This is a genomic window from Kitasatospora sp. NPDC057936 (assembly GCF_042887525.1).
Classification (GTDB): domain Bacteria; phylum Actinomycetota; class Actinomycetes; order Streptomycetales; family Streptomycetaceae; genus Kitasatospora.
The window spans coordinates 19,818-37,839 of the sequence record NZ_JBHVPD010000106.1; the positions used below are offsets into that span (position 1 = coordinate 19,818).

Below are 18,022 nucleotides of genomic sequence, written 5' to 3' on the forward strand. Positions count from 1 at the left end.
GCGCTTCATCGGCCGCGCTCCGGCCATGCTCTCCGTACGGGGGCTAATTCTTCTCGAACCGGAAGCCCACTCCGCGCACGGTGGCGATGTAGCGCGGGTTGGCGGCGTCATCGCCGAGCTTCTTGCGCAGCCAGGAGATGTGCATGTCCAGGGTCTTGGTGGAGGTCCACCAGGTGGTGTCCCAGACCTGGCGCATGATCTCCTCGCGGGTCACGACCCGGCCGGCGTCCCGGACGAGGACGCGCAGCAGCTCGAACTCCTTGGCGGAGAGCGTCAGCTCCTCCTCGCCGAGCCAGGCGCGGTGCGACTCGATGTCGATCTTCACGCCGTGCGCGCCGGTGGTGAGCTGGTCGACGTTGCCGCGCCGGAGCAGGGCCCGGACGCGGGCGAGCAGTTCGGCCAGCCGGAACGGCTTGGTGACGTAGTCGTCGGCGCCGGCGTCGAGGCCGACGACGGTGTCCACCTCGTCCGCGCGGGCGGTGAGCACCAGGACGGGGCAGCTCTTGCCGTCGGCGCGCAGCCGGCGGCAGACCTCAAGGCCGTCCATCTCGGGCAGGCCGAGGTCGAGGACGACGAGGTCGACCTCCTCGGTGAGGCCGGCGGCGAGCGCGGTGGGGCCGTCCTCGCGGACGAGCACCTCGTAGCCCTCGCGGCGCAGGGCCCGGGCCAGCGGTTCGGAGATCGCCGGATCGTCCTCGGCGAGCAGCACACAGGTCATGTGGTGATGGTAGTCCGCCGCACCCTGCCCGATGGACCTGTGAAGTAGTTCACAGAGCGTGATCGTTATATAAGGGCCCACGTCCGCTCAACGGACGCTTCCCGACCGCCTGTTCGGCGAAGATTCCGCCCTTGGATCTTGAAACCGAAGGAAGACATCCCCGTCTACCATGGATCGATCGGGAAGATCGGCTGCGGACTTTGCCATTGCCATACCTGATTCGAGCGTTTTGTCATCTGATACCGCCAAATATCGCCACGTACAGTGGTTCCGTCCACGTCCGCCGCCACCCCCCTAGGCGGACGCTGTCAGGCAAGGAACCACTACACATGGCGTCTACGCTCCAGGACGCCGGCGTCACGTCGGCCTCCCCCAGCGGCAAGACCTTCCTCGGCCACCCCCGAGGTCTCGCGACTCTCTTCATGAGCGAGATGTGGGAACGCTTCAGCTACTACGGCATGCGTGCCCTGCTGGTCCTCTACATGACCGCCTCCATTTCGGAGGGCGGCCTCGGCATGAAGACGGCGGTCGCCGCCGCCGTGTACAGCGTGTACACGGCGATGGTCTACCTGCTGGCCCTCCCGGGCGGCTGGATCGCCGACCGATTCCTCGGCGCTCGCAAGACCGTCGCGGTCGGCGGCACGATCATCATGATCGGCCACTTCCTGCTGGCCGTGCCGTTCAGCGGCGCGTTCTTCGCCGGTCTGGCCTTCATCGCGATCGGCTCCGGTCTGCTCAAGGCCAACATCTCGACGATGGTCGGCCACCTCTACGACGGCCCGAACGACCCGCGTCGCGACGGTGGCTTCACCGTCTTCTACATGGGCATCAACCTCGGCGCCTTCGCGGCCCCGCTGGTCATCGGCACCATCGGCCAGAGCGTCAGCTGGCACCTGGGCTTCGCGCTGGCCGGCGTCGGCATGGCGCTCGGCCTCGGCCAGTTCCTGCTGGGCACCCGCCACCTGAGCCCGAAGAGCGACATCGTCACCTCGCCGATCACCCCGGCCGAGAAGGCGTCGATCTTCAAGAAGGCCGGCGCCTGGCTGGCCGCCGCCGTGGTCATCTACGGCGCCCTGGTGGCGAGCGGCTCGTTCACCATCGACTGGGTGCTCTGGCCGCTGTCGGTCGCCGGCATCCTGATCCCGGTGCTCGTCTTCGCCAAGGTGAAGCGCGACAAGGACCTCGACGCCACCGAGCAGTCCCGGATGAGCGGCTACATCTGGTTCTTCGTCGCCGCCGCCGTGTTCTGGATGATCTACGACCAGTCCGGTTCGACGCTGAGCATCTTCGCGGACAAGCACACCGCGTCCACGCTGCTCGGCTTCAACTTCCCGTCGACGTGGTTCCAGTCGCTCAACCCGCTGTACATCATGGCGCTGGCGCCGGTCTTCGCCTGGATCTGGGTCGCCCTGGCCCGCCGGTCGAAGAACCCCAGCACCACCATGAAGTTCGCCATCGGTCTGCTGATGATCGGCGCGTCCTTCATCGTCATGATGCTGGCGATGGCCGCCGCCCACGGCGACACCAAGGTCACCCCGCTGTGGCTGGCCATGGTCTACCTGGTCCAGACCGTCGGTGAGCTCACGCTCTCCCCCGTCGGCCTGTCCGTCACCACCAAGCTGGCGCCGACCAAGTACGCCAGCCAGATGATGGGCGTCTGGTTCCTCGCCGTCACCGCCGGCGACTGCGTCGCCGCGATCTTCCAGCTCGTGCTGGGCGACGGCGTGGTCGGCAGCACCTGGTACTTCGCGGTCCAGGGCGTGATGGCGATCATCGCCGGCATCGCCCTCGCGATGTACCGCAAGAAGGTCAACGCGCTCATGGGCGACGTGCACTGACACGCGCCCGGTCCGGCCCCCTGCGCGAGCGCGTAAACCACTCGACCGAGTGGTGCGGGATCTGCCTATGGTGCCCGTCATGCCGACAGACGCGCTCCCCCGCCAACTCGCCCGCACCCGGCGCTTCGCGCTGGGCACCCCCACCCACCCCGTGATCACCGCCGACGGCGCCACCGTGCTGTTCGTCCGCAGCCGCGGCGGCGCCGACCCCGTCAACCGCCTCTGGGCGCTCGACACCGCCACCGGCGAGGAGCGGCTGGTCGCCGACCCGGCCGCGCTCGGCGACGACGACGGCGACCTCCCCGAGGCCGAGCGGATCCGGCGCGAGCGGGCTCGGATCGCCGCCTCCGGCATCACCGCCTTCTCCACCGACGCCACCGGCCGGCTCGCCGCCTTCGCGCTCGGCGGCCACCTGTGGCTCGCCGACACCGCCACGGGCACCGTCCGCGCCGTCCCCACCGCCACCGCGGTGTACGACCCGCGCCTCGACCCGACCGGCCGCCGGATCGCCTACGCCGGCGGCGGCTCCCTGCGGGTGGTGTCCGCCGACGGCACCGGCGACCGCGCGCTCGCCGAGCCCGAGGCCGCGGACGTGACGTACGGCATCGCCGAGCACGTCGCCACCGAGGAGATGTACCGCTCCCGCGGCCACTGGTGGTCCCCCGACGGCACCGCGCTGCTCGTCACCCGGGTCGACGAGCGCGAGGTCGCCCGGCTGCACCTCGCCGACCCGGCCGACCCGGCCCGGCCCCCGCGCGCCGTCCGCTACCCGCTCGCCGGTACCGCCAACGCCGACGTGTCGCTGTGGCTGCTCGGCCTCGACGGCTCACAGATCGGAGTCCACTGGGACCGGGCCGCGTTCGAGTACGTCACGGCCGCCGGCTGGGACGCCCACGGCCCGTACGCCTGCGTCCAGAGCCGCGACCAGCGCACCGTCCGCACGCTCGCGATCGAGCCCGGCGGCGCCGTCCGGGTGCTCGACGAGCAGCGCGACGACCACTGGGTCGAACTCGTCCCCGGGCTACCCCTGCGCACCGCCTCCGGCGCCCTCGTCCACACCGCCGCCCACGGCGACACCCAGCACCTCACGGTGGACGGCGAGCCCGTCACCCCGCCCGGGCTGCAGCTGTGGGAGGTGCTCGGGACGGAGGGCGAGCGGGTCCTGTTCACCGCCGTCGACGAGCCCACCGAGACCCACCTCTGGAGCTACGAACCGGGCGCCGGCGTCCGCCGGCTCAGCGAGGGCCCGGGCCAGCACACCGGCGTCCGCCGGGGCGGCACGCTGGTCGTCACCACCCGCCGCGAGGGCCACCCCGCCGGACGCACCACCGTCCTGCGCGAGGGGCGCGCGGCCGTGGAGCTCACCTCGCGCGCCGAGCCGCCCGTGCTCACCGCCGCACCCGAACTGCTGCGCCTCGGCCCGCGCGAGATGCGCGCCGCGCTCTACCTGCCCACCGGGTACCGCCCCGAGGACGGCCCGCTGCCCGTCCTCGTCGACCCGTACGGCGGGCCGGCCACCCGGAAGGTCGGCACCGGCGGCGTGTGGTGGGACCTCGTCTCGCGCTGGTTCGCCGAACAGGGCTTCGCGGTGCTCGCCGTCGACGGCCGCGGGACACCCGGCCGCGGGCCCCGCTGGAGCAAGGAGATCTACGGCGACAAGGCCGGACCGGCCCTCACCGACCAGGTCGACGGCCTGCACGAGGCCGCCCGGCTGCGCCCCGGTGTGTTCGACCTCGACCGGGTCGCCATCCGCGGCTGGTCCTACGGCGGCTTCCTGGCCGCGCTCGCCGTCCTGCGCCGCCCGGACGTCTTCCACGCGGCGTCGGCCGGCGCCGCCCCCACCGACCAGCGGCTCTCCACCACCCACTGGCAGGAGCGCTTCCTCGGCCACCCGGACGAGCACCCCGGGCACTACGACTCGGCGTCGCTGATCGCCGACGCCCCGAAGCTGCGCCGCCCGCTGCTGCTGATCCAGGGCCTCGCGGACGACAACGTCCTCCCCGTCCACACCCTGCGCCTGTCCAGCGCGCTGCTCGCCGCGGGCCGCCCCCACGAGGTGCTCCCGCTGAGCAACACGACGCACTCCCCCACCGACGAGACCGTGGCGGCGAACCTGCTGCAGCACGAACTCGACTTCCTGAGGCGCTCGTTGGGCCTCAAGTGAAAACGGAGGCCCCCGCGCCCGCCACCCCGGGGACGTGGGGGCCTCCAGCTCTCGCAGGCTCAGACCTCGCGGACCCCCGACCGCCAGACCGCGGCCGTCAGCGGCACCCCCGGCCGGTAGGCCAGGTGCACGTGCGACGGCGCGTCCAGCAGCAGCAGGTCCGCCCGCGCCCCGGCCTCGACCACGCCGACGTCGCCGCGGCGCAGCGCGTGCGCCCCGCCGGCCGTCGCCGCCCAGACCGCCTCGTCCGGTGTCATCCCCATCTCCCGCACCGCGACCGCGATACAGAACGCCATCGAACTCGTGAAGCTGGAGCCCGGGTTGCAGTCCGTGGACAGCGCCACGACCGCGCCCGCGTCGAGCAGCCGCCGCGCGTCCGGGTACTGCGCCCGGGTCGAGAACTCCGCCCCGGGCAGCAGCGTCGCCACCGTCCCCGAGCCGGCCAGCGCGGCCACGTCCTCGTCCGTCAGGTGGGTGCAGTGGTCGGCCGAGGCCGCCCCCAGCTCGACCGCGAGCTGCACGCCGGGACCGTACGTCAGCTGGTTGGCGTGCACCCGGGGCGTCAGCCCGCGCTCGATGCCGGCGGTGAGGACCGCCCGCGCCTGGTCCCCGTCGAACGCGCCCTTCTCGCAGAACACGTCCACCCACCGGGCGTGCGGGGCGCAGGCGTCCAGCATCTCCCCGGTGACGAGGTCGACGTATGCCGCGGGGTCGTCCGCGTACTCGGGCGCGACGACGTGCGCGCCCAGGTACGTGGTCTCCGGGGTGTACCGGGCGGCGATCCGCAGCGCCCGCGCCTCGTCGGCCACCGTCAGCCCGTACCCGGACTTGCACTCGATGGTCGTGGTGCCCTGGCGCAGCGCCTCCCGGACGAACCGGGCCAGGTTGGCGTCGAGTTCGGCGTCGGTCGCGGCCCTGGTGGCCGCCACCGTGGTCCGGATCCCGCCGGCGGTGTAGGACTGGCCGGACATCCGGGCGTTGAACTCGGCGGTGCGGTCGCCCGCGAACACCAGGTGGGCGTGCGAGTCGACGAAGCCGGGCAGCAGGGCCCGCCCCTCCGCGTCGAAGCGCACGTCGGCGGCGGGCGCGTCGGCGGCCGGGCCGACCCAGGCGACGGTGTCGCCGTCCAGCACCACGGCCGCGTCGGTCAGCAGGCCGAGCGGTCCGGCGCCCTGGCCGGGGTCGTTGGTGACCAGACTGCCGATGCCGGTGATCAGGGTGGTCGGGTTGCTCAAGACGACGCCTTCCGAACGGAGTTGTAGGAACGGATCAGCAGCTCAGCGCGCCGATCGAGGCCCGCAGCGCGCCCGGGACGTCCGGGACGAGCCGGTGCACGCCGTCCGCGACGACGTGCCGGCCGCCGACCACCACGTGCCGGACGTCCGCCGCCGAGGCCGCGAAGACGGCGGTCTCGGCGCCCAGTGCGGGCGGCGGCCCGGCGGTGCGCACCGAGTCGAGGGCGAGCACGGTGAAGTCGGCGAGCGCCCCGGCCTCGATCCGGCCGGCCTCCGGCCAGCCGAGCGAGGCGTGCCCGTCCTCCGTCCCGGCCCGCAGGAGCGCGTTGGCCGTCCAGTGCCCGCGGGTCCGCGTCCGCAGCCGTTCGTCGAGCTCCAGGGCGCGCGCCTCCTCGAACGGGTCGATGACGGCGTGGCTGTCGCTGCCGAGGGTGACCGGGCACCCGGCCGAGGCGAGCCGGCGGGCCGGGCCGATGCCGTCCGCGAGGTCCCGCTCGGTGGTGGGGCACATGCAGATCGTGGTGGAGCTGTCGGCGAGGAGGCGGACGTCCTCGTCGGTGAGGTGGGTCGCGTGGACGGCCGAGGTGCGCGGCCCGAGCGCGCCGTGGTCGGCGAGCAGCCGGGTCGGGGTGACGCCGTGCGCGGCGAGGCAGGCGTCGTTCTCGGCGGTCTGCTCGGACAGGTGGACGTGCAGCGGGGCTCCGCGCAGCTCGGACCACCGCGCGACGGTGCCCAGCTGCCCGGCGGGCACGGCCCGCACCGAGTGGATGGCGGCGCCGATCCGGGCGTGCTCGCGCGGCTTGAGCGCGTCCGCCCGGACCGCCCACGCCTCGGCGTCGCCGTCGCTGAACCGCTGCTGCGGCCCGGTCGGCTCGGCGCCGAAGCCCGAGGACAGGTAGCAGGTGTCGAGCAGGGTGATCCGGATGCCGGCCCGGGCGGCGGCCTCGATCAGCGCCTCGCCCATCGCGTTGGGGTCGTCGTAGCGGGCGCCGCCGGGGGCGTGGTGCAGGTAGTGGAACTCGCCGACGGCGGTGATCCCGGCGAGCGCCATCTCGGCGTAGACCGCGGTGGCGAGCTCCAGGTAGCGGTCCGGGTCGAGCGCCCCGGCGAACCTGTACATGGTGTCGCGCCAGGTCCAGAACGTCCCGGAGCCGACCTGGACGTGGCCGCGCAGCGCCCGGTGGAAGGCGTGCGAGTGGGCGTTGGCCTGGCCGGGCACGAGGAGCCCAACGAGGCGGACGGCGCCGGCCGGGCACGGGCCGCTGTCCGGCGTCACGGCGGTGATCCGGCCGCCGGGGCCGGTGGCGATCAGGACGTCCCGCTCGACCACCGGGCCGTTGGCGTGCGGCAGCCAGGCGTACTGCGCCCAGTAGGCCACCGGTTCGGTCACTGACACGCCAGGTCCTCCAGTACGTCGGCCAGGGCGGTGACCCCGGCGAGGCAGTCGGGCGTCTCGGCGTGCTCGGCCGGGGAGTGCGAGACACCGGTCGGATTGCGCACGAACAGCATGGCGGTCGGGATCGCGGACGCCAGGATCCCGGCGTCGTGTCCCGCGCCGGTGGGCAGCACCGGGGCGTTCAGCAGCTTGCCGAGGCGGTCGCGCAGCGGACCGTCGAACTCCACCACCGGCGTGTAGGACTCCCTGGTGAGCTCGACCCGGACGCCGTCGCGCCCACCGCGCTCGGCGGCGGCCCGCTCGATCTCGGCGACCAGCGCGGTGAGGGTGCGCTCGTCGGCCGCCCGGGAGTCGAGCCAGCCGCGGACCAGGGAGGCGATCGCGTTGGTGCCGTTGGGCTCGACCGCGACCTTGCCGAAGGTGGCGAGGGCGCCCGCCTCCCGCGCCTTCTTCCGGGCGGAGAGCACGGTGTTGGCGTAGGTGAGCATCGGGTCGCGGCGGTCCTCGATGCGGGTGGTGCCGGCGTGGTTGGCCTCGCCGTGGAAGTCGAAGCGCCAGCGGCCGTGCGGCCAGATCGCCCCGGCCACGCCGACCGGCTGGTCCTCGGCGAGGTAGCGGCCCTGCTCGACGTGGAGCTCGACGAAGGCGCCGATCCGGGCGAGCCGGCCGTCGTCCGCGCCGATCGCGGTGGGGTCGTAGCCGGCCCGCTCCATCGCGTCGGGCAGCCGGACGCCGTCGGCGTCGCGCAGCGCGTACGCGGCGTCGCGGTCCAGCAGGCCGGCCGTCAGCCGGGAGCCGATGCAGGCGACGCCGAACCGGGCGCCCTCCTCGTCGCCGAAGTTGACGATCGCCAGCGGGCGCGTGAACTCGGCTCCCCGGGCCCGGAGTTCGTCCAGGGCGGCGAAGGAGGAGACGACGCCGAGCGGGCCGTCGAAGGCGCCGCCGTCGGGGACGGAGTCCAGGTGCGAGCCGGTGACGACGGCGCCGTCCCCGGCCGGGTCGCCCAGCCAGGCCCACTGGTTGCCGTTGCGGTCCAGCTCGTACGTCAGGCCGCGGTCGCGGGCCTGCTGCTCGAACCAGGCCCGGCACTCGGCGTCGGCGGAGTTCCACGCGAAGCGGCGGTAGCCGCCGGAGGCGGCGGAGCGGCCCACGGGGAGCAGCTCCGCCCACATCGCTTCGAACGAACTCGTCACAGCTCACCCATGGGAACGCGGACGCCACGCTCGGCGGCGACCTCGTCGGCGCGGTCGTACCCGGCGTCCACGTGCCGGATGACGCCCATGCCCGGGTCGTTGGTGAGCACCCGGCGGATCTTCTCCCCGGCCAGCGGGGTGCCGTCGGCGACGGTGACCTGGCCGGCGTGGATCGAGCGGCCGATGCCGACGCCGCCGCCGTGGTGGATGGACACCCAGGACGCGCCTGAGGCGACGTTGACCATGGCGTTGAGCAGCGGCCAGTCGGCGATCGCGTCCGAGCCGTCGAGCATCGCCTCGGTCTCGCGGTACGGCGAGGCGACCGAACCGCAGTCCAGGTGGTCACGGCCGATGACGATCGGCGCGGACAGCTCGCCGGAGGCGACCATGTCGTTGAAGCGCTCGCCGGCCTTGTCGCGCTCGCCGTAGCCGAGCCAGCAGATGCGCGCCGGGAGGCCCTGGAAGTGCACCTTCTCCTGGGCCATCTTGATCCAGCGGGCCAGCGACTCGTTCTCCGGGAAGAGGTCGAGGACGGCCTTGTCGGTCTTGTGGATGTCCTGCGGGTCGCCGGACAGCGCCGCCCAGCGGAACGGGCCCTTGCCCTCGCAGAACAGCGGGCGGATGTACGCGGGGACGAAGCCGGGGAAGGCGAACGCCCGGTCGTAGCCGGCCAGCTGGGCCTCGCCGCGGATCGAGTTGCCGTAGTCGAAGACCTCGGCGCCGCGGTCCTGGAAGCCGACCATGGCCTCGACGTGCCGGGCCATCGACTCGCGGGCCCGCTGGGTGAACTCGGCGGGCTTCTCGGCCGCGTAGGTGGCCATGTCGTCGAAGGCGACGCCGACCGGCAGGTAGCTCAGCGGGTCGTGGGCGCTGGTCTGGTCGGTGACGATGTCGATCGGCGCGTCCATCGCGAGCAGCTGCGGGACGAGCTCGGCGGCGTTGCCCAGCACGCCGATGGACAGCGGCTGCCTCTTGTCGCGGGCGGCGGTGGCGAGCTCCAGCGCGTGGGCGAGGTCCTTGGCCTCGACGTCCAGGTAGCGGTGCTCGATGCGGCGGGAGATGCGGGACGGGTCGCAGTCGATGCAGATCGCGACGCCGCCGTTCATGGTGACGGCCAGCGGCTGGGCGCCGCCCATCCCGCCGAGGCCGGCGGTGAGGGTGATGGTGCCCTCCAGCGTGCCGTCGTACCGCTTGTTGGCGACGGCCGCGAAGGTCTCGTAGGTGCCCTGGAGGATGCCCTGGGTGCCGATGTAGATCCACGAGCCGGCGGTCATCTGGCCGTACATGGTGAGCCCGAGGCTCTCCAGGCGGCGGAACTCCTCCCAGTTGGCCCAGTCGCCGACCAGGTTGGAGTTGGCGATCAGCACGCGCGGCGCCCACTCGTGGGTCTGCATGACGCCGACCGGGCGGCCGGACTGGACCAGCATGGTCTCGTCCTGCTTCAGGCCCTGGAGGGTCTTCACCATGGCGTCGAAGGAGCGCCAGTCGCGCGCGGCCTTGCCGGTGCCGCCGTAGACCACCAGCTTCGACGGGTGCTCGGCGACCTCCGGGTCGAGGTTGTTCATGAGCATCCGCAGGGCGGCCTCCTGCTGCCAGCCCTGCGTCGTGAGCCCCGTGCCACGCGCCGCGCGTACCTCGCGCGGCCCGCTCGTCTGCTGCTGCACCATGTCCCGGCCTCCTGCGGATGGATTCATTCAGGCTTGGTTCAGTTGAATATAACTAAACAGTCGACGTTCGACCAGACCCCTGAACAATCCGATCAGCAACAGCACCGCCCGACTTGGCGCGCTAGCCTGAACCCGGCGAACACCAGCCACTCGGCCCAGCGACGAGAGCGGAGGACACGATGACAGCGATCACCGTGCGGCCAGGAAGGCTCCGGGATGTGGCGGAGGAGATCGAGCAGAGCACGGGACTTCGCGTCCAGATCATCGGAGGAACCCTGGTGATGTCCCCGACTCCTCGCGGCAAGCACGCGGGAACGATCCGGCGGCTGCGCATCCAGCTGGACCCCCAGCTGCCGGCCGACCTCGGCTCCTATGAGGTGTCGTCCATCTGCATGCCTGGCAATGAGGAGGATTACGTCACCCCCGACCTGATCGTCCTCCCCGTCGAGTGGGACGAGGACGACGAGTGGCTGGCCGAGCCCCACGAGGTCGTCCTCGCCGTCGAAGTGATCTCCAACTCGGAGGGAGTCAAGAGCGTCGCCACCAAGACCGACTGGTACGCGACCGCCGGCGTGGCGCTCCTGCTCGCCCTCGATCCCCGCAACGGCAGTTGGACCCTGTACACCCATCCCCGCGACGGCGAGTACCAAGGCGTGCTGCACGGCAAGTACGGTGAGCCCATTCCGCTCACCGCCCCACTGCCCGCCGAACTGCAGACCACCGGCCTACTGCTCTACGCCCCACGGCGCTGAGGTCCTCAGGCCGCCGCGTCGCCGTCCCAGTCGATGCCGATCTCGGCCAGCCAGCGGCGGTCGGCGGCGTCGGGTGCGGCAGGGGCGGGCGGACGGGGGATGCTCTGGACGGGGCCGAGGCCGTACTTCTCGGCGGCCTCGGCGGCGGCCCGCGCGTGCGGTTCGATGACGCCGACGTGCACGGCGGACTCGTCGCCCGGGTCGAGGACGGTCAGTTCGGGTTCGGGCAGGCGCCGCAGGGTGACCCGGCGTCCGCAGGTGGGGCAGGACCATTCGTCGGCACCCGATGCCAGCCGGGCGACGAACTTCATCTCGTGGATCACGCGCATGGGCGGCACCCCCTGCACTAGGGGATGCCCCGGTTCACGGCCGGCCACGCCCACGACGCCGCGGCTTTGTCCAGTCCAAGTCGCGTCTATTCCAGGCCGCGTCTACTCCAAGAACAGGCCACGTGCCGCGGCCGACTGCTCGATGGCCTCCAACCTGGCCTCCGCGCCCGGGATCTCGTCGCACATGCTCTGCAGGAGCACCCGGCCCAGCATCATCGGCGCACACGCGGTGTCGAAGACCAGACCGGTGCCGACGGCCGCCGGCAGCATCAGGTCGGACAGCTTGGCGACCGGCGCGAACGCGCTGTCGGCCACCGTCAGCACCGTCAGACCGCACTCCCTGGCCACCGCCAGGGCGTCCATCAGCTCCCGCGGGTAGCGCGGCAGCGCGAAGCAGAGCAGCGCCGTCGCGCCGGCCGCGGTGGCCTGCTCCAGCCGGTCGGCGAGCATGCTGCCGCCCTCGTCGAGCAGCCGGATGTCCGGGTGCACCTTGGCCGCGAAGTACGCGAAGCCGCGCGCCTGCGCGGACGCGGCCCGCAGGCCCAGCACCGGCAGCGGGCGGGAGGCGGCGAGCAGCCGGGCGGCGCGGATGATCGGCTCGGGGTCGGCGAGCAGGTCGGCGAGGTGGCGCAGGTGCTCGATCTCGGCGAGCACGGCCTGCTGGTGCTCGTTGCGCACCGCCTCGTGCGGGCCCTCGGGCGCGGCCGCCTCGCCCGCCCCGAGCTCGCGCAGCTGCCGGCGCAGCGCCGGGTAGCCGTCGTAGCCGAGGGCCACCGCGAAGCGGGTGACGGACGGCTGGCTCACCCCGGCGAGCTCGGCGACCTCGACGCTGGACAGGAAGGGCGCCTCGGTGGCGTGCCGGACCAGCGAGTGCGCGATCCGCCGCTGGGTCGGCGTCAGCCGGTGCCCCTCGAAGAGCTGGAGCAGCCGCGCGGAGGGACCGACCGTGCCGGTCTCGTCGGTGGCGGTCATCGGCGGTACCTCCGGGTGCGAGCGGTTCGGACGACGACTGTGCAGCAGCGCGCGGCGCCTGGCAAAGACGTCTCGTACGACGGGACGGCCGCTGAGACGTCCCGGTGGGCGGACAGTCTGGCGGACGACCGGCGGACCCTACTCCCCGGGAGCCCGGCACGGGGCTCGGGGTAACCCTGATTTGACCCTGAGCCCGCCCGGATTCCCCCGCGAACGGATGGACCGGGCCCCGGCGAGCCCCCACGCTGGTGGCCATGGACACTCGCCAGGACGAACTGCGGCGCGACCTCGACGCCACCCTGCAGGCCCGCAAGGAACTCGGCAAGGAGTACGAGTCGGAGCTGGTCGACTCGTTCCTGAAGCGGCTGGACGCCCGCATGGACGCCCGGGCCGAACGCCCCGCGCCCCAGCAGTCCGAGGGCTACGAGCCCGGCTACCGCCACCGTCCGCGCCGCTCCGGCTGGTCGGCCGGCCGCCCCGGCTCCCGGCTCGCCGTGATCTCGCTGGTGCTCGGCATCCCGCTCACCGCGATCGCCGGCGACGCCCAGAACGGCGGGCTGCTCGGCCTGATCACCTGCTGGGCCGGCATCGTCGGCGTCAACTTCGCCGCCGCGCGCGCCGACCGCCGGGACCGCGAGGACCGCCGCCCGCGGAGCGACTGGGACTGACGCCCCGGCCGCTCCGCGCGGGCGACGGATCAGGCCAGCGGGCCGGTGACCTGCTCGACCGCCCGCACCAGCGCGCCGGAGGCGACCAGTTCGGCGGCGGCCTCCAGGTCCGGCGAGAGGAAGCGGTCGCGGCCGGCGCCGCCGACCCCCGCCTCGCGGGCGGCGGCCACCGCGGCCGCGGTGGCCGGGGCGATCCGGCCGGCCGAGTCGGCCTGCTGGCGGATCTCCAGCGCGCGGGCGGCGGCGGTGAGCTCGACGGCGAGGATGCGGCCCAGGTTCTCGACCGCCTGGCGCAGCTTGCGGGCCGCGGACCAGCCCATCGACACGTGGTCCTCCTGCATCGCGGAGGACGGGATCGAGTCGACCGAGGCCGGGACGGCGAGCCGCTTGTTCTCGCTGACCAGCGCCGCCTGGGTGTACTGGGCGATCATCAGACCGGAGTCCACGCCCGGGTCGTCGGCCAGGAAGGCCGGCAGGCCGTGCGAACGCGCCTTGTCCAGCAGCCGGTCGGTGCGCCGCTCGGAGATCGAGCCGAGGTCGGCGGTCGCGATGGCGAGGAAGTCCAGCACGTACGCGACCGGCGCGCCGTGGAAGTTGCCGTTCGACTCCACCCGGCCGTCGGGCAGCACGACCGGGTTGTCCACCGAGGCGGCGAGCTCGCGCGAGGCGACCAGCTGGGCGTGCGCGACGGTGTCGCGGCCCGCGCCGGCCACCTGCGGGGCGCAGCGGATCGAGTAGGCGTCCTGGACGCGCGGCGCGTCGTCCTGGTGGTGGCCGGTGAGGCCCGAGCCCTTGAGGACGGCGAGCATGTTGGCCGCGCTCAGCGCCTGGCCCGGGTGCGGGCGGATCGGGGCGTGCAGCTCGGGGGCGAGCACCTTGTCGGTGCCGAGCAGCGCCTCCAGGCTCATCGCGGCGGTGATGTCGGCGGTGGTGAACAGGCGGCTCAGGTCGGAGATGGCCATGACGAGCATGCCGAGCATGCCGTCGGTGCCGTTGATGAGGGCGAGGCCCTCCTTCTCCAGGAGCTCCACCGGCTCGATGCCGGCCGCGGCCAGCAGCTCGGCGGCGGGCTTCTCCACGCCGTCCGGACCGGTGGCCACGCCCTCGCCCATGAGCACCAGCGCGCAGTGCGAGAGCGGCGCGAGGTCGCCGGAGCAGCCGAGCGAGCCGAACTCCCGCACCACGGGGGTGATGCCCGCGTTCAGCAGCGCGGCCATGGTCTGGGCGACCAGCGGACGGACGCCGGTGCGGCCGGAGGCCAGCGTCTTCATCCGCAGGAACATCAGCGCCCGGACCACCTCGCGCTCGACGGCCGGGCCCATCCCGGCCGCGTGCGAGCGCACCAGCGAGCGCTGCAGCTGGGCACGCAGCTCGGGGCTGATGTGCCGGACGGCGAGCGCACCGAAGCCGGTGGACACGCCGTAGACGGGACGCGGCTCGGCCGCGAGAGCATCGATGCGGGCCCGGGCGGCCGCCATCTCGGCGAGCGCGTCCGGACCGATCTCGACCCGGGCGTTGCCCCGGGCGACGGCCAGCACGTCGTCGGCGCTGACGTCGGCCTTGCCGACCTGGACGAGCGGCGAGTCGGAGGCCGCAGCACTGTGCATATCCATATTCACCATCACATCAGGCGAATGAAGATATGACAACAGGTGCTCGCCATTCGGATTTTCCGCCGTCCCGCCCGCGACCGCACGCCGACCCCCTCCCCCCGTGGATATCCGCCTCCCCCATGCCGCACGCTGGTGGGGCAGGAACACGTACGGAGGTGGCGATGACGCGGGCGACGGCGCGGCGGCGAGTGGTGCGGCTGCGGGGGGACGAGCGCGGGGTGCGGCCGGACGCGCTGGCGGCGGAGGAGCCGCTGGAGATCCGGGTCGGCGGCGAGCCGCTGACCGTCACCATGCGCACGCCCGGGCAGGACTTCGACCTGGTGGCGGGCTTCCTGGTCGGCGAGGGCCTGGTGCACGCCACCGAGGACCTCGCCGCCCTGCGGTACTGCGCGGGCACCGACGACGAGGGCGCCAACACGTACAACGTCGTCGACGCCACCCTGCGCGGCGCCCGCACCCTGCCGCTGTCCGCGCACCGCAACCTGCTCACCACCAGCGCCTGCGGCCTGTGCGGCCGGGACACCGTCGACGCCGTCCGCACCCACGTGCGGCACCCGGTCGCCGAGGACCGGCTCAGCATCGAGCCGTCCGCCCTCTACGCCCTCCCCGACAAGCTCCGCGCCGCCCAGCGCACCTTCGACTCCACCGGCGGCCTGCACGCCGCCGGCCTGTTCGACGCCGCGACCGGCGAGCTGCTGTGCGCCCGTGAGGACGTCGGGCGGCACAACGCCGTGGACAAGGTGGTCGGCTGGGCCCTGCGCGAGGGCCGGCTGCCGCTGACCGGGCACGTCCTGCTGGTCAGCGGGCGGGCCTCGTTCGAGCTGACCCAGAAGGCCGCGCTGGCGGGCGTCCCGCTGCTCGCGGCCGTCTCGGCGCCGTCCTCGCTCGCGGTGGACCTCGCCGAGGAACTCGGCCTGACCCTGGTGGGCTTCCTGCGCGGGGAGGGCGCGAACGTCTACACCCGGCCCGACCGGATCGCCGCGCCCTCCCCCGCCGTCACACCCTGATCTCCGCCTCGATCAGATCGACGGCCCGCGCGGTACCGCCCTCGGCCCGTCCGGCAGCCGCGAGCACCGCCAGCCGCTCGGCCATCGCCGGATCACCGACGAGCTCCAGCAACGCACCGCGCAGCGCCTCCGCGGTGGCCTCCGCGGTGTCGATCCGGCGGGCGACGCCGAGCCCCACCAGCGCGTCCGCGTTGCCGAACTGGTCGGCCGCCTGCGGCACGGCGATCATCGGCACCCCGTGGAACAGTCCCTCGCTGGAGCCGCCCATGCCCGCGTGGGTCACGAAGGCGTCCGCCTGCGAGAGCACCGACAGCTGCGGCACCCAGCGGTGCACCTCGACGGTGGCGGGCACCTCGCCCAGCTCGGCCAGGTCGGTGTGGGCGCCGACCTGGAGCACGGTGTGCCAGCCCGGCAGGTCGCCGAAGGCCTCGACGCAGGCCCGGTAGAACGCCGGCCGGTGCGTGAACGCCGAACCGAGCGAGACCAGCAGCACCTTCTCCGCCCCCTCCGGCCGGTGCCACTCGCCCTGGTGGGCGCGGTCGCCGAAACAGGGCCCGACGAACGAGACCCGCTGCTCGTCGACCCGGTCCGCGTTGGGCTGCATCGCACGGGGGATGAGCGCGACGGCCCGCGACGGGCGGTTCTTGAAGGCGTCCACGTCGCGCTCCACCGCACCGGCCTCGGCGAGCCAGCCGGCGAACCGCCGGTAGTGCTCGGCGCCGCCGGCACCCTCACAGACGGCCGCCAACGCCTCGGCCAGATCCTCCTCGAAGCCCTCCCAGCCGACCATCGAGGGCGACAGCTGCACCACCGGCACGCCCAGCCGCTCGCCGAACGCGCGCCCGGCGAAGCCCGCGATGTCGCAGAGCACCAGGTCGGGCACGTCGTCCGCGAAGACGTCCAGCAGAACCGCGTGCATCGCGAGGGCGTCGTCGAGAAACAGCTCCTGGATCGCCACCGGGTCCTCCACCCACCCCTCCGGATCATCGGCGAGCGGCAGCTTCGTCGGATACGGGACGAACCGCGCACCCGTCGACTCGACGACCTCGCGGAACGACGGATCGTTGACGTAGCTGACCCGGTGCCCCCGGGCGACCAGCCCGGAGATCACCGCCAGGCTGGGATTGACGTGCCCGTGGGCCGGCACGGACGCCATGAGGATGTGCGCGGTCATGGGAAGACACCTCCGAAGTCAACGACAGAGACGAGACGTATCGTCTCGCCACGACAAGACGATACGTCTCGTCTTGCCGTTCCGCATAGAATTTCCGGCATGACCGCCAGACCCGCCCCCGACCCCGCGCGACGCAGCGAGCGCTCCCGCGCCGCCGTGCTCGCCGCCGCCTCCGAACTCGTCGCCGAGGTCGGCTACGGCAAGCTGACCATCGAGGCGATCGCCGCCCGGGCCGGCGTCGGGAAGCAGACCATCTACCGCTGGTGGCCGTCGAAGGGCGCGGTCGTCTTCGACGCGTTCCTCGCCGACAGCGAGCACGAGGGCGGCATCGAACTCCCCGACACCGGCGACCTGCGGGCCGACCTGCGGGCCGTGCTGCGCCCGTCCTCGGACCAGCTCACGGACCCGGCCTTCGACCCGACCGCCCGCGTCCTGATCGCCGAGATCGTCACCGACCCGGCGCTGCACGGCGAGTACCGCACCCGCCTGCTGGACCCCCTCCTGGAGGTCACCCGCCGACGCTTCCGCAGCGCCCGCGAGGCCGGCCAGATCGCCCCCGACACGGACCTCGACCTCGCCGTGGAACTGTTCTACGGCCCGCTCCACTACCGCTGGATGTTCCGCCTCGGCCCGCTCACCCACGACCACGCCGACCAGCTGGTCGAAGCCGTGCTGCGGGCGCTCAGCGCCGGCCGCGGCGACTGACCAGGACCAGGATCACGACCAGCAGGACGACGAACAGCAGCACCCAGACGAAGCCGAAGCTCCGGCCGACCGTCCGGGAGACGAAGCCCCGGTTCCTGCGCTTGGACTTGTGACGGGTGACCGCCACGTCGGTGACGTGGTGCCCCCCGACGGAGGCACGCGCCGGGACGGGCGCCCGGTCCCCGGACACCACAGCCGCCGTCCGCACCACCGGCACCGCCTCCGCGGGCCCGGCCACCGCCACGGCACCCCCGAACGCGACCACCCCGGCCACCGCCGCACCCACCAAGCGTCTGCCCACGGCCCCGCTTCCCCCGTCCTCGCCGCCCACCGGCCTCCGGCCCACGATGGCACCGCCCCACACCCCCGGGACACCCCCCGTCCACCAACCGGAACGGACCCAGGACGGGCCAGTCACGAAACCGGCACATCAAAAACCCACGTGCCCCAGAGCGCCCACCACCCCGCACCGATGCACCCACCCAGACCCCCCCTCCCCCCTCCCCCCACAGGCGAGAGGGTGCGCTGCGGGAGGGGGTGGCGGAGGGGGTGGCCGCGGAGAGGGGCGTGACGGGTGATTTTCAGACTGCC

General features: G+C 73.3%; 16 protein-coding genes. 6 read left to right on the forward strand and 10 right to left on the reverse strand.

What is annotated here, in order from left to right:
- Positions 1 to 43: 43 nt before the first annotated feature.
- Positions 44 to 718: a response regulator transcription factor gene (locus ACFVU9_RS38075; protein WP_030290974.1), complete on the reverse strand. Its 675-nt coding sequence runs from the start codon at positions 716 to 718 to the stop codon at positions 44 to 46.
- Positions 719 to 1,047: 329 nt separating this feature from the next.
- Here ACFVU9_RS38075 and ACFVU9_RS38080 point away from each other — a divergent pair, with 329 nt between their 5' ends.
- Together ACFVU9_RS38080 and ACFVU9_RS38085 are read left to right on the forward strand one after the other, a co-directional pair.
- Complete coding sequence (locus ACFVU9_RS38080) at positions 1,048 to 2,556, forward strand: peptide MFS transporter (protein ID WP_380442091.1); 1,509 nt, start codon at positions 1,048 to 1,050, stop codon at positions 2,554 to 2,556.
- Between the two features lie 79 nt (positions 2,557 to 2,635).
- Positions 2,636 to 4,720, forward strand: coding sequence for a prolyl oligopeptidase family serine peptidase (locus ACFVU9_RS38085; protein WP_380442093.1), 2,085 nt, complete (start codon positions 2,636 to 2,638; stop codon positions 4,718 to 4,720).
- Positions 4,721 to 4,779: 59 nt separating this feature from the next.
- Here ACFVU9_RS38085 and hutI read toward each other — a convergent pair whose 3' ends face one another.
- Genes hutI through hutU form a run of 4 tightly spaced genes read right to left on the reverse strand, consistent with a single transcriptional unit; the run spans position 4,780 to position 10,211 of the window.
- Positions 4,780 to 5,955: an imidazolonepropionase gene (gene hutI / locus ACFVU9_RS38090; RefSeq protein ID WP_380442095.1), complete on the reverse strand. Its 1,176-nt coding sequence runs from the start codon at positions 5,953 to 5,955 to the stop codon at positions 4,780 to 4,782.
- Positions 5,956 to 5,989: 34 nt separating this feature from the next.
- Complete coding sequence (locus ACFVU9_RS38095; RefSeq protein WP_380497242.1) at positions 5,990 to 7,351, reverse strand: formimidoylglutamate deiminase; 1,362 nt, start codon at positions 7,349 to 7,351, stop codon at positions 5,990 to 5,992.
- On the reverse strand, positions 7,342 to 8,523 hold the full coding sequence (locus ACFVU9_RS38100) for an allantoate amidohydrolase (RefSeq protein WP_380497280.1): 1,182 nt from the start codon (positions 8,521 to 8,523) through the stop codon (positions 7,342 to 7,344). The genes ACFVU9_RS38095 and ACFVU9_RS38100 overlap by 10 nt, the downstream gene beginning before the upstream one ends.
- Positions 8,524 to 8,540: 17 nt before the next feature.
- On the reverse strand, positions 8,541 to 10,211 hold the full coding sequence (gene hutU / locus ACFVU9_RS38105) for a urocanate hydratase (RefSeq protein ID WP_380442099.1): 1,671 nt from the start codon (positions 10,209 to 10,211) through the stop codon (positions 8,541 to 8,543).
- A gap of 179 nt (positions 10,212 to 10,390) precedes the next feature.
- On the opposite strand from hutU, the gene ACFVU9_RS38110 reads away from it, so the two are divergent.
- Positions 10,391 to 10,963: a Uma2 family endonuclease gene (locus ACFVU9_RS38110; protein WP_380502519.1), complete on the forward strand. Its 573-nt coding sequence runs from the start codon at positions 10,391 to 10,393 to the stop codon at positions 10,961 to 10,963.
- Between the two features lie 5 nt (positions 10,964 to 10,968).
- Here the strand turns inward: ACFVU9_RS38110 and ACFVU9_RS38115 are convergent, their stop codons facing one another.
- Together ACFVU9_RS38115 and ACFVU9_RS38120 are read right to left on the reverse strand one after the other, a co-directional pair.
- Entirely contained in the window at positions 10,969 to 11,292 is a 324-nt protein-coding gene (locus ACFVU9_RS38115) for a hypothetical protein (protein ID WP_380442103.1), read from the reverse strand.
- Positions 11,293 to 11,394: 102 nt separating this feature from the next.
- A complete protein-coding gene (locus ACFVU9_RS38120) occupies positions 11,395 to 12,264 on the reverse strand; it encodes a MurR/RpiR family transcriptional regulator (RefSeq protein ID WP_380442105.1) in 870 nt (289 codons plus the stop codon).
- Positions 12,265 to 12,518: 254 nt separating this feature from the next.
- On the opposite strand from ACFVU9_RS38120, the gene ACFVU9_RS38125 reads away from it, so the two are divergent.
- The gene (locus ACFVU9_RS38125; protein ID WP_380442107.1) at positions 12,519 to 12,932 is read left to right on the forward strand and encodes a hypothetical protein; all 414 of its coding nucleotides are present in this window, start codon (positions 12,519 to 12,521) and stop codon (positions 12,930 to 12,932) included.
- 29 nt (positions 12,933 to 12,961) lie between these two features.
- Here ACFVU9_RS38125 and hutH read toward each other — a convergent pair whose 3' ends face one another.
- Positions 12,962 to 14,545 (reverse strand): histidine ammonia-lyase, encoded by a 1,584-nt coding sequence (gene hutH, locus ACFVU9_RS38130; protein WP_380442109.1) that lies wholly within the window; start codon positions 14,543 to 14,545, stop codon positions 12,962 to 12,964.
- A 161-nt stretch (positions 14,546 to 14,706) separates the two neighbouring features.
- Between hutH and fdhD the strand changes: the two genes are divergently transcribed.
- Positions 14,707 to 15,552 carry a formate dehydrogenase accessory sulfurtransferase FdhD gene (gene fdhD / locus ACFVU9_RS38135; RefSeq protein WP_380497240.1) on the forward strand — a complete coding sequence of 282 codons (846 nt, stop codon included), beginning with the start codon at positions 14,707 to 14,709 and terminating at the stop codon, positions 15,550 to 15,552.
- Here fdhD and ACFVU9_RS38140 read toward each other — a convergent pair.
- A complete protein-coding gene (locus ACFVU9_RS38140; protein ID WP_387601537.1) occupies positions 15,542 to 16,726 on the reverse strand; it encodes a macrolide family glycosyltransferase in 1,185 nt (394 codons plus the stop codon). The two genes, fdhD and ACFVU9_RS38140, sit on opposite strands and share 11 nt — an antisense overlap.
- A 99-nt stretch (positions 16,727 to 16,825) precedes the next feature.
- On the opposite strand from ACFVU9_RS38140, the gene ACFVU9_RS38145 reads away from it, so the two are divergent.
- Positions 16,826 to 17,431: a TetR/AcrR family transcriptional regulator gene (locus tag ACFVU9_RS38145; RefSeq protein WP_380442115.1), complete on the forward strand. Its 606-nt coding sequence runs from the start codon at positions 16,826 to 16,828 to the stop codon at positions 17,429 to 17,431.
- Here the strand turns inward: ACFVU9_RS38145 and ACFVU9_RS38150 are convergent.
- Positions 17,409 to 17,732: a hypothetical protein gene (locus ACFVU9_RS38150; RefSeq protein ID WP_380442117.1), complete on the reverse strand. Its 324-nt coding sequence runs from the start codon at positions 17,730 to 17,732 to the stop codon at positions 17,409 to 17,411. The genes ACFVU9_RS38145 and ACFVU9_RS38150 overlap by 23 nt on opposite strands.
- Positions 17,733 to 18,022 lie beyond the last annotated feature (290 nt).

What these genes read in the sequence shown, in the direction of transcription:
- ACFVU9_RS38075 (WP_030290974.1), bottom strand. Translation starts at nt 718, where the DNA reads ATGACCTGTGTGCTGCTCGCCGAGGACGATCCGGCGATCTCCGAACCG.
- ACFVU9_RS38080 (WP_380442091.1), top strand. Translation starts at nt 1,048, where the DNA reads ATGGCGTCTACGCTCCAGGACGCCGGCGTCACGTCGGCCTCCCCCAGC.
- ACFVU9_RS38085 (WP_380442093.1), top strand. Translation starts at nt 2,636, where the DNA reads ATGCCGACAGACGCGCTCCCCCGCCAACTCGCCCGCACCCGGCGCTTC.
- ACFVU9_RS38100 (WP_380497280.1), bottom strand. Translation starts at nt 8,523, where the DNA reads ATGTGGGCGGAGCTGCTCCCCGTGGGCCGCTCCGCCGCCTCCGGCGGC.
- hutU (WP_380442099.1), bottom strand. Translation starts at nt 10,211, where the DNA reads ATGGTGCAGCAGCAGACGAGCGGGCCGCGCGAGGTACGCGCGGCGCGT.
- ACFVU9_RS38110 (WP_380502519.1), top strand. Translation starts at nt 10,391, where the DNA reads ATGACAGCGATCACCGTGCGGCCAGGAAGGCTCCGGGATGTGGCGGAG.
- ACFVU9_RS38115 (WP_380442103.1), bottom strand. Translation starts at nt 11,292, where the DNA reads ATGCGCGTGATCCACGAGATGAAGTTCGTCGCCCGGCTGGCATCGGGT.
- ACFVU9_RS38120 (WP_380442105.1), bottom strand. Translation starts at nt 12,264, where the DNA reads ATGACCGCCACCGACGAGACCGGCACGGTCGGTCCCTCCGCGCGGCTG.
- ACFVU9_RS38125 (WP_380442107.1), top strand. Translation starts at nt 12,519, where the DNA reads ATGGACACTCGCCAGGACGAACTGCGGCGCGACCTCGACGCCACCCTG.
- hutH (WP_380442109.1), bottom strand. Translation starts at nt 14,545, where the DNA reads ATGGATATGCACAGTGCTGCGGCCTCCGACTCGCCGCTCGTCCAGGTC.
- fdhD (WP_380497240.1), top strand. Translation starts at nt 14,707, where the DNA reads ATGACGCGGGCGACGGCGCGGCGGCGAGTGGTGCGGCTGCGGGGGGAC.
- ACFVU9_RS38140 (WP_387601537.1), bottom strand. Translation starts at nt 16,726, where the DNA reads ATGACCGCGCACATCCTCATGGCGTCCGTGCCGGCCCACGGGCACGTC.
- ACFVU9_RS38145 (WP_380442115.1), top strand. Translation starts at nt 16,826, where the DNA reads ATGACCGCCAGACCCGCCCCCGACCCCGCGCGACGCAGCGAGCGCTCC.